Origin of the sequence: Marinobacter mangrovi (genome assembly GCF_016798325.1) — a bacterium.
In the GTDB taxonomy this organism is placed as follows: domain Bacteria; phylum Pseudomonadota; class Gammaproteobacteria; order Pseudomonadales; family Oleiphilaceae; genus Marinobacter_A; species Marinobacter_A mangrovi.
Genome location: NZ_JAERVO010000001.1, coordinates 943,225 through 957,879, shown reverse-complemented (window position 1 = coordinate 957,879; position 14,655 = coordinate 943,225). Strand labels below are relative to the sequence as shown.

The following is a 14,655-nucleotide window of genomic DNA, read 5'->3' as shown; positions in this document are numbered from 1 at the left end:
CACCAGCGGACGACAACCCCGGCCTCGAAAGCCCGCAAAGGCGATCACGCCGGACAGCGCCGCGCCCAACGCACCAACAATAAGCCGGACTGGTTTGCCACGTTGCTGACGAACCGGGGACGCTGGCCGTTGCGTGAACTGCGCTTTCGCAAGGCCCGATCCGGCCAGCCCGTATTGCACCTGGTGCTGTTGGACACGTCCGGATCCACACTGGGTAAGCGCCTTCTGGGGCGGGCCAAAGGCCTGGTGGAATCCGTCGCCCACCAGGCTTATGCCGCCCGCGAGCAGATCGCCGTACTGGCGTTCGGAAACGATGGCGTACAGCCGGTCCTGCCGAGGCGTCGCGCCCCCAAGGCCATGGCCGACCGACTGGATGCGACCCATGGCGGCGGGGGAACACCCCTGCGCGCCGCCGTGAGCCGTGCGGCGCAGCTCATCCGGCAATGGCAGCGCCGCGAGCCGGGGCTGCATATCCGAACCTACCTGATTACGGACGGCCGCACGCGCCAACCCCTGCATGATTTACCCAGGCTGGGTGACTGCGTCGTCGTCGACACCGAACAGTCCGCCATCAAGCGAGGCCGCGGCCCGCAGATTGCTGAACAACTGGGCGCGCTGTACCAGACACTGCCCGCCATGGAGGCCTTATGAGCGACACAACACACGCCAGCCGGATGCAAAAGAAAAAGGACGTGGTGGACGGCCGCATTGCCCGGGCGACAGAGGAACGGGGCGTGCTGATCCTGCTCAAGGGAAACGGCAAGGGCAAAAGCAGTTCCGCTTTCGGGACGCTGGCCCGGTCTCTCGGCCATGGTCAGAAAGGGGCGGTTATCCAGTTCATCAAGGGACGGCGGGAAACCGGCGAATACCGCTTTTTCCGGGAACACCCCAACCTCGACTGGCACATCATGGGCCACGGCTTCACCTGGGAAACCCAGGACCGGGAGCAGGACATCGAAGCGGCCCAGGCCGCCTGGAAGATTGCGGCTGACCTGCTCCGGGATCCGGCTTACCAGCTCATCGTCTTCGATGAGATGAGTTACATGTTCAAGTACGGCTACCTGGATGCGGAACCGGTCGTGGCCGCTCTGCAACAGCGCCCCCGCCATCAGAGCGTGATTATCACCGGGCGCACCATGGCCCAGCCGCTGCAGGCGATCGCCGACACCATCAGCGTGGTCCAGGACGAACGCCATGCGTTTCGTGGCGGTGTCAAAGCCCAGGCCGGGATCGAATTCTGATGAGTGCTCCGGAGTCTACCAACGCCACCGGCAGCGCCCGTTGCCCTGCGGTCTTCATTGCAGCGCCTGCCTCGGGTCAGGGCAAAACCACGGTCACCGCCGCGCTGGCCCGACTGCTCCGCAACCAGGGCAAGGTGGTGCGGGTCTTCAAGACCGGCCCGGACTACCTCGATCCCCAGATTCTGGAGCAGGCCTCGGGGCAACCGGTCGACCAGCTCGATCTCTGGATGGCCGGGGAAGCGTACTGTCGCCAGCGTCTCCATCAAGCTGCCACACAGGCGGATCTGATCCTGGTGGAAGGCGCCATGGGCCTGTTCGACGGCGAGCCCTCCAGTGCGGACCTGGCCGCCCGCTTTGGCATTCCCATGATGGTGGTCATGGACGTCAAGGGCATGGCCCAGACCGCTGCCGCATTGATGACGGGCCTGGCCGGGTTTCGTCAGGACGTCCGTATCCTGGGACTGATCGCCAACAACTGCGGTTCACAACGCCATCGCGAGCTGATCGAACAGGCGCTCCCGGATTCGGTGCCCATGCTGGCCTGCGTGGCCCGCAATGCGGAGATGACGTTGCCGGAGCGGCACCTGGGGCTGGTGCAGGCGGCGGAAATCCGGGACGACCTGGAAACCCGTTTCGATGCGGGCGCCCGGGCCCTGGAAGCCGAAGGGCTGGCCGCGTATCTGCTGGCCCAGCCTCCGGTGCATTTTGACGCCGCTGTGATCGACGACGAAGAGAGCCTGCCGTCACTCTTGGGTTGCACGATTGCGGTAGCCCGCGACGCCGCCTTCAGCTTCCTCTATCAGGCCAACCTGGACCTGCTGGAAGCCATGGGCGCCGAGCTTCGCTTCTTCTCGCCGTTAGCGGACCCCGCGGTGCCGGTCAGCGATGCCCTGTGGCTCCCGGGCGGTTACCCGGAGCTCCATGGTGGTCAACTGGCGACGAACCAGGCCATGGCGGCTTCCATCCGAGCCTTCCACGAGGCTGGCAAACCGATACTCGCGGAATGCGGCGGGTTGCTCTATTGCCTGCAAAGCCTGACCGATTACGACGGACAGACTCACCCAATGCTGGGCCTGCTGCCCGGTGATGGCTGGATGCGCAGCCGGCGCGGTTGCCAGGGCATGCAGACGGCTGACCTGCCCGAAGGCCCGGTACGCGCCCACGCCCATCATCGCTCCATTGCCGAAGGCACGCCCGAGCCGATCGCCTTTGGTCGCCGACAGCGTCATCCCGCCCCCGGTGAAGCCATTTTTCGCCAGCGGCAGCTGACGGCCACCTATCTCCACCTCTTTTTCCCGAACAATCCGGCGGCCATTGCCCGGCTGTTTGGTGCCGAAGCGCCACAGCCTGCAACCGTCGTTGAAACCGAGGAGTGCCAAGGATGCAACTGAACAAGATTCCCGCCACCGTCGTGACCGGCTTCCTGGGCAGCGGCAAGACCACGCTGCTGGCCAGCATCCTGCGCCAGGTGACGGGCAAGCGCATCGCCGTCATCGTCAACGAATTCGGCGAGCAGGACATCGATTCCAACCTGTTGCGCAGTTGCGCCCTGGGCTGCGAGGACGAACAGCCGGTTGAAGGGGAAGAGAGCGGCATCTATGAACTGGCCAATGGCTGCATTTGCTGCACCGTGGAGGAGGAGTTCCTGCCGGTGATGAAGAAGCTGGTGGAGCGCCGTGCCGACATCGATCACATCCTGATCGAAACCAGTGGTCTGGCTCTGCCCAAGCCTCTCGTTCAGGCCTTCAACTGGCCGGACGTGCGCCAGCATTGCACGGTCGACGCGATTATTACCGTGGTGGATGGTCCCGCTGTGGCCGCAGGCCGTTATGCCAGTGATGAAGACAAGGTCGAAGCCCAGCGTCGCGCCGACGAGAACCTGGATCACGACCCGAGCCTGCGGGAATTACTGGACGATCAGCTCGGTGCTGCCGACCTGGTACTGGTCAGCAAGACCGACCTGTTGAGCCCGGAGGAGCGGCAGCGGGTGGAAGATCTGGTTCGCAATCAGGTGGCCCCGGCGGTGAAGTCGCTGTTCATCGATCAGGCCACGCTGGCCGACGACACCGCGCAACTCGAGGCCCTGATGGGCATCGGTGCAGCCAGTGAAAACAACATCGATCGCATCGACAACCATCACGATCGCTACCACGCCGAAGGCGCCCATCACGACCACGCCCACGACCACTTCGACTCCTGCGTCATCAGCCTGGGCGAAGTGGATGCCGAAGCCTTTGCCGGGGCCTTGCAGCAGCTGCTCAAAGACAACGAAATCTATCGGGCCAAAGGGTTTGCGGCGATTCCGGGCAAGCCCCTGCGCCAGGTGGTGCAGGCCGTCGGGGAGCGACTGGACCGTCATTTTGACCGCCTCTGGGGCGCCGATGAGCCGCGTCGCACGCAACTGGTGATGATCGGCAAACACCTCGACACCGATGCGCTTCGTACCGCGCTGGCGTCAACCGAGATCGCAGCGACCGCCTGATGCACCTGTTCGCCGCCAAACCCGGAGGCTTCGTCGACGATGAGGGCATCGTCGATCTGCAGCAGACCCCGGCTGACGTCGTCATCCTGTCCGCCGCCGACAGCAGTCTGTCGGCGCTGGCGCTGGCCGTCGATCGTCTGGGGGAAGGCTATCCGTCAGTACGGCTGGCGAACTGGATGAACCTGGTCAAACCCGCTGCCTACGATCTTTACGAGGATCGCGTTCTTGAAGGGGCACGGTTGGTGATCGTCTCCCTGCTGGGCGGCAGCGCGTATTGGCCTTATGGCTTCGAGCGCTTGCAGGTCTGGGCCGAAGCGAAAGCCGGGCGGCAGCTGATCGTCGTACCAGGGTGCGACGCCCCGGACGATGCACTGCTGGATGCGTCGACGACTCCTTATGAGGACGCCCATCGCGTCTGGCGTTTTCTCCGGGAAGGCGGTGCCGACAACGCCGAGCAGCTTCTGCGGTTCATTGGCGAGCGTTGCCTGGGATTGGATCTTGAATGGCGAGAGCCCCGTGCCGTCCCGGAAGCATTGTTGTACGCCCCTGGAACCGTCGGCCAGGAAACGACCCTCAGGGAATGGCAGTTCGGTCGCGCCCCGGACCGCCCCGTGTGTTTGCTGGTGTTCTACCGCAGTCATCTGTTGGGCGCCAATACCGCCGTTCTGGACGGTCTGATCGACGCGCTCAGGACGGAAGGGCTGGAGCCTCTGCCTGTGGCGGTGGCATCGCTGAAGGAAGCACGTTGTGTCGCCTTCGTGAATCACCTGATTGAGCACACCGGCGCAGGCCTGATCGTCAACACGACCGGGTTTTCGGTCAATCGCAGCTCGGACGATACCGTGTTATCGAGTGGGGCCGAGCCGGAAGGTCCTTTTACCGGGCGACCGGTGGTCCTCCAGGCCATGTTGTCCAGCAGCACCGAAGAGGACTGGGTCGACCAGAGTGGCGGCTTGCGATCCCGGGATGTGGCGATGCAAGTGGTTCTGCCGGAGATGGACGGGCGCATCATCACCCGGGCGATCGGCTTCAAGGCGGAAGCCCATTTCAGCGACCGTTGCCAGATGTCCGTGATTCGCCACGTGCTGCACCCCGAGCGGGCCCGATTCGTTGCCCGACTGGCAAGAGGCTTTACCACGCTGCGGGAAAAACCGAATGCCCACAAACGGGTAGCCCTGGTGCTGGCCAATTACCCCAACCGGGACGGCCGCATCGGCAACGGCGTGGGGCTGGATACACCGGCGTCCACGGTTCGGATCCTGCAGGCGTTGGCGGCTCACGGGTATCCCATCGAAGATCTCCCGGCAAACGGCGATGCATTGATTGAACAACTGCAGGGCGCCGTGACCAACCAACCCGGGTCCATCGACCTTCGGCCCTGCTGGCAGAGCCTGGCCGTCGAGGACTATCTGGCCTGGTTTCAAACGTTGCCCCAGGCGTTGCAGGACAGCGTCCGCCTGCGCTGGGGCGAACCCGCCGACGATCCCAAGTACCGCCAGGGGCGACTGATGATCGCGGGTATCCGGCTGGGCGAGACGTTTGTCGGCATCCAGCCGGAGCGGGACTTTATCGACGATCCGACCCAGAGCTACCACGATACCGAACTGGTCCCGCCCCACAGCTACCTGGCGTTCTATCTTTGGCTGCGAGAGTTCTACCGGGTGGATGCGGTGGTTCATGTGGGCAAACACGGCAACCTGGAGTGGCTGCCGGGTAAGAGCACCGCGCTGTCGGCCGACTGCTGGCCGGACATTGCCCTGGGGCCGCTGCCGCATTTCTATCCATTTATCGTCAACGATCCGGGCGAGGGCGCCCAGGCCAAACGTCGCTCCCAGGCCGTGATCATCGATCACCTCATGCCACCGCTGGCCCGGGCTGAACTCTATGGCCCGATGGCCGAACTGGAGGCACTGACCGACGAATACTACCAGGCCCTGGGCATGGACCCCCGCCGGGAAGACGTGCTGCGCCGTCGCATTGTGGACCACCTGCGGGCGACCGGCATCGACCGGGAGTTGGCGCAGGACATCGACGTCGGTTGCGATGAAGCGCTGCTCAACGAGCTGGATACCTATCTGTGCGACATCAAGGAAGCGCAGATCCGCCATGGGCTCCACGTGCTGGGGACGCTACCCGAACCTGACAAGCTGGCTGGCACGCTGGTCGCGATCCTGCGCCTGCCCAGAGGCGAATCCGTCGCCGATCGGGGGTTGCTCCATAACCTCGCCGCCGATCTTGGGCTGGGCGATTTCGATCCCCTGGCGGCTGGCGCGGAAGCCTGGACCGGGCCGCAGCACGAGGCGCTGTTACGTCTCGATGAAGCGCCCTGGCGAACGGCTGCCGATACCCGGGAGCGGCTGGAAAAACTCGCGGAGCGACTGGTTCACGATGCGGTCCTCGGCGACGGTGAGCCCGAAGCGCTGGCCGGCGACTATCCATTAACGGCGATCCAACTCCGCTTTGCCCGGGACACCGTATTCGCGTCGATGCAGCGCGGTACGGAGCTGGAAATCCAGTCCCTGCTGGACGGCCTGTCCGGTTGCAGCGTGCCGCCGGGCCCCAGTGGCGCACCCAGTCGCGGCCGCCTGGATACGCTGCCGACCGGACGGAATTTTTTCACCGTCGACAATCGCTCCATTCCATCGCCGGCGGCCTGGTCGTTGGGAGAGAAATCCGCCCAGGCCTTTATCGAACGTTATTTGCAGGACAACGGGGATTTCCCTCGTCGTCTGGGCCTCTCGATTTGGGGCACGGCCACCATGCGTACGGGCGGTGACGATATCGCCCAGGCGTTCGCGTTGATGGGGGTTCGTCCGGTCTGGTCGGCGGGTTCGCAGCGGGTGATCGATGTCGAAGTGATTCCCACCATGCTGCTGCAGCGACCGCGGGTGGACGTCACGCTTCGGGTATCGGGCTTTTTCCGAGACGCTTTCCCGAACGTGATCCGACTTTACGACGCAGCGGTGCAGGCCGTGGCCCGTTACGAGGAGCCCGGCCAAGACAACACCGTTCGGGAGGCCGTCCAGGCGCGCCAACGAACCCTGATGGCCGAAGGCCTCGATGAAGGGGACGCCTTTCGCCAGGCCAGCTACCGGGTCTTCGGCAGCAAGCCCGGCGAGTACGGCACCGGCCTCAATCGCCTGATCGACGGCCGCCACTGGCGCACCGCCGACGACCTGGCCGATGCCTATCTCAAGGCCGGCGCCTACGCTTATGGGCAGTCGGACGAAACCGGCGTCCTGGCGCGCGAGGCGTTCGAACGACAGCTCGGTGAGCTGGACGCGGTGATGCAGAACCAGGACAACCGCGAGCACGACATCCTCGACTCCAACACCTACTACGCCTTCCAGGGCGGCATGGCGAACGCCAGCCGGGCGATCGGTGGCCAGGCGCCGGCGATCTACCACGCCGACCACGCCAACCCCGCGCGGCCACACATTCGAACGCTGAACCAGGAACTCAACCGTGTGATCCGTTCCCGGGTACTCAATCCGAAATGGATCGAGGCCATGCGGGAGCACGGCTACAAGGGCGCCTTCGAGATGGCCGCCACCGTCGATTACCTGTTCGCCTACGACGCGACCACGGATCTGGTGGCCGACTACCAGTACGCCCAGGTCACCGACGCGCTGGTGCTGGACCCGGCCAACCAGCAGTTCCTTCGCGATCACAACCCGGCGGCGCTGGAAGACATGGCGGAGCGCCTGCTGGAAGCCACCCAACGGGGACTTTGGGAATCGCCAGGAGCGCACGCCGAGGCGCTGCAGGATCTGCTGCTGGATATCGATGAGGCACAGGAAACGGCACCGACCGCTACTGCCGCGGAAGGGGACGCCCATGGCCGCTGAAGCGCAGGTAAAAGGCTGGTGCCCGGGTGCCTGGCGTCCGATGGCGTCCGGCGATGGCCTGCTGGTTCGCATCCGGCCCCATCATGGGCGCCTGACCCGGACACAGCTGCTGGCCGTCTGCCAGGCGGCGGAGACGCAGGGTTCGGGGCTGATTGAACTCACCAATCGCGCCAACCTGCAGCTTCGGGGCATTACTGAAGACGCCTGGCCCGCATTGATGACGAATTTGGCGGCTCACGGGTTGGTCGATCCGGACCCGGCTACGGAGTCCCGACGCAATATCGTCCTGGCCCCCGATTGGCAGGAGGGCGACGCCACCGATAGGGCAGCCCGGTTGCTGACGGTTCGCCTGGGCGAGCTACCGGAACTTCCCGGAAAAGTGGGGTTCGCAATGGACGCCGGATCCGCGCCGCAACTGAGCGCGGTCCCGGCTGATTTCCGACTCGAACGAACCGCCGATGGCCGGTTGTTGGTCCGCGCCGATGGCCGACGCCGGGGCACCCCGGTGACATCCGTCGAACACGCGGTGGCGTTGATGATCGATCTGGCGCACTGGTTTGTCGACAGTGGCGGGAACGCCGCTGGCCGAGTACGACGGCACCACCAACCGCTGCCGGACCGGGCCCCGGAAGCCGCCGCGCCGGCCGACACCATTGAGCCGTTGTCCCTGGGCGCCCATCCGTTGGGGCACGTCTTTGGCCTGCCGTTCGGTCGCGTCCACGCTTCGGTGCTGAAAATTGCCCTGGAACGCTCCGATGCGGATTCGATCAGGGTCACCCCCTGGCGTCGCTTGTTACTGGAAGGCGCGATGCCCGAAACCCTAGAAGGCCTGATCAGCGACGATGCTGACCCGCGTCTGTCGGTCGATGCCTGCCCGGGGGCGCCGTATTGCGAGCAAGCCAGCGTGGCCACACAGAAGCTGGCAGCCGACCTCAGCCGCCATATCGGAGGCCGCCTGCATGTATCGGGCTGCAGCAAAGGCTGTGCGGCCCATCAGCCGGCCCCGATTTGCCTGACCGGGCGCAATGGCCGCTTTGACCTGATTCTGGATGGCCGTGCAGACGGCTTGCCCACCGCGACCGACCTGGAGCCATCCGACGTTTGCGATTACCTGGAGAGCATTGATGCCTCACGTTTATGAAACCGACGGCCCGGCCATCTACCGGGAGTCCTTTTCCATCATCCGGCGCGAGGCCGAACTGGCGCGGTTCTCGACCGAGGAAGAGCCGGTCGCGGTCCGTATGATTCACGCGGCCGGGCTGGTGGAGCTGGCGCCGCACATCCATTTCCGCGGCGATGCCGTCAACCGGGCCCGCGCAGCGCTGGAGCAGGGCGCGCCCATCCTCTGCGACGCCCGCATGGTGTCGGAAGGCATCACCCGCAAACGGTTACCGGCGGACAACCCCGTGATCTGCACGCTGCACGACGAGCGCGTACCCGGGCTGGCCCGGGAAATGGCCAACACCCGCTCAGCGGCGGCGCTGGAACTCTGGCGGCCGTATTTGCAGGGGGCGGTCGTGGCGATCGGCAACGCGCCGACGGCGCTGTTCCACCTGCTGAACATGCTGGAAGACCCGGACTGCCCGAAACCGGCGGCGATCATCGGCTGCCCGGTCGGTTTTGTCGGGGCGGCTGAATCCAAGGAAGCCCTGTGGGACACCGCGCCGGTGCCGTGCTGCATCGTGCGCGGCCGACTGGGGGGTAGCGCCGTCACGGTCGCCGCCATCAACGCCATCGCGGATCGAACCGAATGACCACCGGCACCGTTTACGGCGTGGGACTCGGCCCGGGAGCCCAGGATCTGATGAGCGTCAGGTCCGATCGGCTGATCCGGCAGGCATCCCACGTGGCCTATTTTCGCAAGAAAGGCCGCACCGGCCACGCGCGCAGCATCGTCGATGGGATGATGAACCCGGAAGCGGTCGAACTGCCCATGGAATACCCGGTGACCACCGAGATTCCCTTTGACGACCCTCGCTACAACGCGTTGCTCTCGTCCTTCTACGAAAAGAGCGTCGCCCAGCTGATCGAAATTGCCCGGGCCGGGCATGACGTGGTGGTGCTGTGCGAGGGCGATCCGTTCTTCTACGGCTCATTCATGCACCTCTATACCCGGCTGCTGGACGCGGTGCCGGTGAACGTCGTGCCCGGCATCACCGGCATGTCTGCGGCCTGGACCGCCACCGGCCAGCCCATTACCTGGGGCGATGACGTTATGACCGTGGCCATGGGCACGCTGCCGGAAGCGACGCTCGCCGAACGCATGGCGCAGACCGACGCGTTGGTGGTGATGAAGATCGGCCGCAACCTGGCCAAAGTCCGTCGGGCCCTGGCGACCGCCGGGCGAGAGGGCGAGGCCTGGTTGATCGAATACGCGGCCATGTCCGGGGAGCGGGTGATTCCCTTCAGTGAAGCCGGAGATACGGCCCCTTATTTTTCCATTCTGCTGATTCACGGAAACGGGAGGCGTCCATGAGCGGTTGGCTCACCATCGCCGGGTTGGGCCCCGGCGCCGAGTCGATGATCACACCGGAAGTATCCGCTGCCCTGGCGGAAGCCACCGACGTCGTCGGGTATGTGCCTTACGTAGAGCGTGTGGCGCCCCGGCCAGGGCTGGTGCGTCACGGCTCCGACAACCGGGAAGAGATTCGACGGGCCGAACACGCCCTGCAGATGGCGGCCGATGGCCATCGCGTGGTCGTCGTGTCATCCGGCGATCCGGGCGTGTTTGCGATGGCGTCGGCGGTGTTCGAAGCGCTGGAATCCGGTGATCCCGACTGGAAGCATCTCGACATCAGCGTGCTGCCCGGCGTTTCTGCGATGCTGGCCGCGAGTGCCCGGGCCGGAGCGCCGCTCGGCCATGACTTCTGCTGCATCAACCTGTCCGACAACCTCAAACCCTGGTTGCTGATTGAAAAGCGGCTGTGTCTGGCCGCGGAAGCCGATTTTGCGATGGCGTTCTACAATCCCCGCTCGCGAGCCAGGCCGGACGGTTTTGCCGAGGCCCTGTCGTTGCTGCGGGAGGTGTGCGGTCCGGATCGGTTGATTCTGTTTGCCCGGGCGGTGTCCACCGACGAAGAGAGCTTGCGGGTGACCACCCTGGAGGACGCGACGCCGGACATGGCCGACATGCGCACGCTGGTCATCGTCGGGTCCAGCCAGACACGGCTGATCGAGCGCGAGGGCCAGCCGCTGCTTTACACGCCCAGGTCGGCGTCGTGACCCAGCCAGGCCAGCACGTCGTCCACCGTGTGGACTTCCTGCCGCGGCGGTGGTTCCGGGCGATCGATCATCAGCACCGGAAGGCCCAGTTCCCGGGCGGCGGTGAGCTTGGCGTCGGCCCCCGTACCACCGGCGTTCTTGCAGACCACCTGGTCGATGCCATGGGTTGTAAGCAGCGCGCGATCGCCGTCGACGGTAAACGGCCCCCGATCGACGGTGACGGTGTGATGGGGCAGCGGAATCGCAGCCTGAGGTGTGTCCACCAATCGCAACAGGTAATGATGCTGCGGTTGGCGGGTAAAGGCGTCCAGGTGCATGCGACCGATCGCCAGCATGATCCGCTCGGCAGGCCCGGCCACGACATCGACGGCAGCCTCGATATCCGGCACGTGCTGCCACTGATCGCCCGGCACCGGCGTCCACGGCAGGCGAGTCAGTCCCATCAAACGCACGCCGGTTCGATCCGCCGCCGCCACGGCGTTGTGGCTCATCTGGCTGGCAAACGGGTGAGTGGCATCCACCAGGTGGGTGACGCGGTTGTCCGCAAGAAAACGGGCGAGGCCATCAACCCCACCAAAACCACCCACACGGGTTTCCACCGGTTGTGGTCGGGGGCTGGCCACACGGCCGGCATAGCTGAACAGGGCGGGGATGCCGCTTTCGGCAACAACCCGGGCCAGGGCGCTGGCTTCGGTGGTTCCACCAAGAATCAGGACTTTCACGATGACGGACGCTGAGCGCGCTCCCTGGCTGACAATCATAGGTTGGGGGGAGAGTGGCATAAGCGGGCTCTCTGCGGCAAGCCGGCGGGCACTGGACGAGGCCGATTTGATCTACGGCGCGCGCCGGCATCTGTCGGTATTGCCCGCGATGAACGCCGAGGTCCGCGAATGGCCGGTGCCCTTTGCCGAGGGCATCCCACTCCTATTGGCCGAACGCAGTCGGCGGGTGGTCATGCTGGTCTCGGGAGATCCGTTCTGGTTCGGCGCCGGGGCCTCGCTGGCGCGGCATCTGTCCCGGGACGAATGGGAGGCGCTGCCGTCGCCGTCTACCTTCTGTCTGGCGGCGTCCCGTCTGGGCTGGTCCCTGGAGGATTGCACCTGCCTGGGGCTTCACGCCAAACCACTGAACCGGATCCGCCCGAGCGTGCAGCCGGGGCGTCGCTTGCTGGTATTGATTCGCGATGGTGACGCCGTCGCGGAACTGGCCAACAAGCTCAACCAGTGGGGCTTCGGGGACACCACCATGCACCTGCTCGAATCGCTGGGCGGTGAGCGTGAACGGGTACGCTCGGCAGCGGCCGACGGGGAGCTGCCACTTGATATCGCCCATCCAGTTGCCGTTGGCCTGGCCATTTGCGGCACGGGCGCGGCCATACCGTCCACCCCGGGCTTACCCGATCACTTTTTTGAACACGACGGCCAGATCACCAAGCAATCCCTACGGGCCATGACCCTGTCGGCACTGGCACCCAAAGCCGGCGAACGACTGTGGGATATCGGCACCGGCTCGGGTTCGGTCGCCATCGAATGGTTGTTGGCGCACCCGCAGAATCAGGCGGTTGCGTTTGAACGTTCTCCCGAACGGGCCGCCCGCGCCCGGCACAACGCTGAGGCGCTGGGTGTGGATTGGCTAAACGTCATTGAGGGTACCGTGCCGGCGGTGTTGTCGGATCAGCCACAGCCGGATGCCGTGTTCATTGGCGGCGGTCTATCGGACAACCTGTTGGCGACGCTCTGGGAGAGGCTTCCGTCAGGCACACGCCTGGTCGCTAACGCGGTGACGCTGGAATCCGAAACCCTGCTGGCACAATGGCAAGCGTCCCGGGGCGGCGAATTGCTGCGGCTGGAGCTCAGCCACGCTGCGCCCATCGGCACCCGCCGGGGCTGGAAGGGCAGCTATCCCATCGTGCAGTGGCGGGTGACCCGATGAAGGTGGCGGGTTTCGGGTATCGCCAGGGCGCCGATGTATCGGCCCTGCAGGAGGCGCTGGTGCAACTGATTGAGCGCCATGGCGCGGTTGATCGCCTGGCGGCCGCGGAATCCATGCTGCCGCGAATCGAGGCTTTGGGGAGAGCCCTGTCGCTTCCGGTTATTCCGGTCGCGGATCAGGATCTTTCCGGCGTCGTCACATTGACCCAATCGGAAGCGAGTCAGCAGGCGAAAGGCGTGGGCAGTGTGGCGGAAGCCGTCGCGCTGCTCGGTGCCGGCGCGGGCAGCCGTTTACTGGGTCCACGAGTGATATCCAGTGACCGTATGGCCACCGCTGCCATGGCTGAAGGAGTTGAACCATGACCGTCCATTTTATCGGCGCCGGCCCCGGCGCGGCCGATCTGCTGACCCTGCGCGGCCGGGACCGGATCGCGTCCTGTCCGGTTTGCCTCTATGCCGGCTCGCTGGTGCCAGAGGCGATACTGGCGCATTGCCCGCCGGAGGCGCGGATCATCAATACGGCGCCCCTGTCCCTGGATGAGATCATCGCGGAGATCCAGTCGGCCCATAACGCGGGACTGGATGTGGCGCGCCTGCACTCAGGCGATCTCTCCGTCTGGTCGGCACTGGGCGAGCAACTACGGCGGCTGCGGGCTCTGGATATTCCCTACGAGATCACGCCCGGCGTGCCGTCGTTTGCGGCCGCCGCAGCGACCTTGGGTCAAGAGCTGACCCTTCCGGGCGTGGCGCAATCCCTGGTGCTGACCCGGACACCCGGCCGGGCCAGTGCCATGCCGGTGGGTGAATCCCTCGCCAACTTCGCTCGCACGGGCACCACACTGGCGATTCACCTGTCGATCCATAACCTGTCGAAAGTGGTTGAGGATCTTGCGCCGTATTACGGTGCCGATTGTCCGGTGGCCATTGTCTGGCGAGCCAGTTGGCCGGATGAGCGTGTGTTGCGAGGCACCCTGGCGACCATCGAGGCGGCCATGGATTCGTCCATGAACCGGACCGCCCTGATTCTGGTGGGCCCGGCGCTGGGCACAGAGGACTTCTCCGAAAGCAGCCTCTACGCCGTCGGATACGATCGCCGCTTTCGCCCCCAATCGGCGGATTCACCCTTCGCAGGTACCGGGCCCGGCGGGGAGGGCGAACCCCAATGATTCACCTGTCCCTGATCGGCATCGGCACCGGCAACCCGGATCACGTCACCCTGGCCGCGGTGCGGGCCCTGAACGACGCGGACCTGATCCTGTTGCCCCGCAAGGGCGATGCGAAGTCCGACCTGGTGGATCTGCGGCGGCTGCTCTGTGACACCTTGTTGGCGAACGATTCCGACGCCCGCGTGGTTGAATTCGATCTCCCCAAGCGAGCGGCGAGCGGCGATTATCTCGGGGCCGTCGACGATTGGCATGCGGCGATTGCCCGGGTTTGGGACGCGCAGATTGCCGAGCACTTGCCTGAGGGGGGCCGCGTGGCTCTGCTGATCTGGGGCGACCCGTCCTTGTATGACAGCAGCCTTCGTATTGCCGATCGTCTGACGCGTGCAGGCCGTGCGGTCGATGTGGATGTGGTGCCGGGTATTACCAGCCTGCAGGTGCTGACCGCTGCCCACCGGGTTCCCCTGAACGCACTGGCCGAACCGGTGCACATCACCACCGGTCGCCGTCTGCGCGAGCGGGGCTGGCCCAATGATGCGGCCTCTATCGCCGTGATGCTCGATAGCGGCGGTGCCTTTGATGCACTGCCGCCTGATGGGCTTCATATCTGGTGGGGGGCTTATCTAGGGATGGACAAGCAGTGCCTGATCGACGGTCCGCTGCAGGATGTCAGTCCGCTGATCAAGGCCCGTCGGGCCGCACTGAGAGAGCAACACGGCTGGATCATGGACATCTACCTGATCGCCCGCCAGCCGTTGCTCTGACTCG

The 14,655-nt window shown here is 65.3% G+C and carries 14 protein-coding genes; 13 read left to right on the top strand and 1 reads right to left on the bottom strand.

Annotated features, from left to right (window positions below):
- Positions 1-183 precede the first annotated feature (183 nt).
- The 9 genes from JL474_RS21450 to cobJ are packed head-to-tail and all read left to right on the top strand — an operon-like array spanning position 184 to position 10,793.
- Positions 184-651 carry a VWA domain-containing protein gene (locus tag JL474_RS21450; protein WP_328797784.1) on the top strand — a complete coding sequence of 156 codons (468 nt, stop codon included), beginning with the start codon at positions 184-186 and terminating at the stop codon, positions 649-651.
- Entirely contained in the window at positions 648-1,241 is a 594-nt protein-coding gene (cobO, locus tag JL474_RS04245; protein WP_123634449.1) for a cob(I)yrinic acid a,c-diamide adenosyltransferase, read from the top strand. Before JL474_RS21450 ends, cobO begins: the two co-directional genes overlap by 4 nt.
- Complete coding sequence (locus JL474_RS04240) at positions 1,241-2,632, top strand: cobyrinate a,c-diamide synthase (protein WP_203141040.1); 1,392 nt, start codon at positions 1,241-1,243, stop codon at positions 2,630-2,632. Before cobO ends, JL474_RS04240 begins: the two co-directional genes overlap by 1 nt.
- Positions 2,623-3,723, top strand: a complete 1,101-nt coding sequence (gene cobW / locus JL474_RS04235; protein WP_203141039.1) for a cobalamin biosynthesis protein CobW — start codon at positions 2,623-2,625, stop codon at positions 3,721-3,723. Before JL474_RS04240 ends, cobW begins: the two co-directional genes overlap by 10 nt.
- Positions 3,723-7,571: a cobaltochelatase subunit CobN gene (cobN, locus tag JL474_RS04230; protein ID WP_203141038.1), complete on the top strand. Its 3,849-nt coding sequence runs from the start codon at positions 3,723-3,725 to the stop codon at positions 7,569-7,571. Before cobW ends, cobN begins: the two co-directional genes overlap by 1 nt.
- Positions 7,561-8,712, top strand: a complete 1,152-nt coding sequence (locus JL474_RS04225; RefSeq protein WP_203141037.1) for a cobalamin biosynthesis protein CobG — start codon at positions 7,561-7,563, stop codon at positions 8,710-8,712. Before cobN ends, JL474_RS04225 begins: the two co-directional genes overlap by 11 nt.
- Positions 8,696-9,325, top strand: coding sequence for a precorrin-8X methylmutase (locus tag JL474_RS04220; protein ID WP_123634453.1), 630 nt, complete (start codon positions 8,696-8,698; stop codon positions 9,323-9,325). The genes JL474_RS04225 and JL474_RS04220 overlap by 17 nt, the downstream gene beginning before the upstream one ends.
- The gene (cobI, locus tag JL474_RS04215; protein ID WP_203141036.1) at positions 9,322-10,047 is read left to right on the top strand and encodes a precorrin-2 C(20)-methyltransferase; all 726 of its coding nucleotides are present in this window, start codon (positions 9,322-9,324) and stop codon (positions 10,045-10,047) included. Before JL474_RS04220 ends, cobI begins: the two co-directional genes overlap by 4 nt.
- The gene (cobJ, locus tag JL474_RS04210; protein ID WP_203141035.1) at positions 10,044-10,793 is read left to right on the top strand and encodes a precorrin-3B C(17)-methyltransferase; all 750 of its coding nucleotides are present in this window, start codon (positions 10,044-10,046) and stop codon (positions 10,791-10,793) included. Before cobI ends, cobJ begins: the two co-directional genes overlap by 4 nt.
- On the opposite strand, the gene JL474_RS04205 is transcribed toward cobJ, so the two are convergent.
- Positions 10,769-11,575, bottom strand: a complete 807-nt coding sequence (locus JL474_RS04205) for a cobalt-precorrin-6A reductase (RefSeq protein WP_236011977.1) — start codon at positions 11,573-11,575, stop codon at positions 10,769-10,771. The genes cobJ and JL474_RS04205 overlap by 25 nt on opposite strands.
- Here JL474_RS04205 and cbiE point away from each other — a divergent pair.
- The 4 genes from cbiE to cobF are packed head-to-tail and all read left to right on the top strand — an operon-like array spanning position 11,517 to position 14,651.
- Positions 11,517-12,725: a precorrin-6y C5,15-methyltransferase (decarboxylating) subunit CbiE gene (gene cbiE, locus JL474_RS04200; RefSeq protein WP_203141033.1), complete on the top strand. Its 1,209-nt coding sequence runs from the start codon at positions 11,517-11,519 to the stop codon at positions 12,723-12,725. The genes JL474_RS04205 and cbiE overlap by 59 nt on opposite strands.
- Complete coding sequence (locus tag JL474_RS04195; RefSeq protein ID WP_203141032.1) at positions 12,722-13,087, top strand: cobalamin biosynthesis protein; 366 nt, start codon at positions 12,722-12,724, stop codon at positions 13,085-13,087. Before cbiE ends, JL474_RS04195 begins: the two co-directional genes overlap by 4 nt.
- Positions 13,084-13,890: a precorrin-4 C(11)-methyltransferase gene (cobM, locus tag JL474_RS04190; protein ID WP_203141031.1), complete on the top strand. Its 807-nt coding sequence runs from the start codon at positions 13,084-13,086 to the stop codon at positions 13,888-13,890. Before JL474_RS04195 ends, cobM begins: the two co-directional genes overlap by 4 nt.
- Positions 13,887-14,651, top strand: a complete 765-nt coding sequence (gene cobF, locus JL474_RS04185; RefSeq protein ID WP_203141030.1) for a precorrin-6A synthase (deacetylating) — start codon at positions 13,887-13,889, stop codon at positions 14,649-14,651. The genes cobM and cobF overlap by 4 nt, the downstream gene beginning before the upstream one ends.
- Positions 14,652-14,655: the final 4 nt, after the last annotated feature.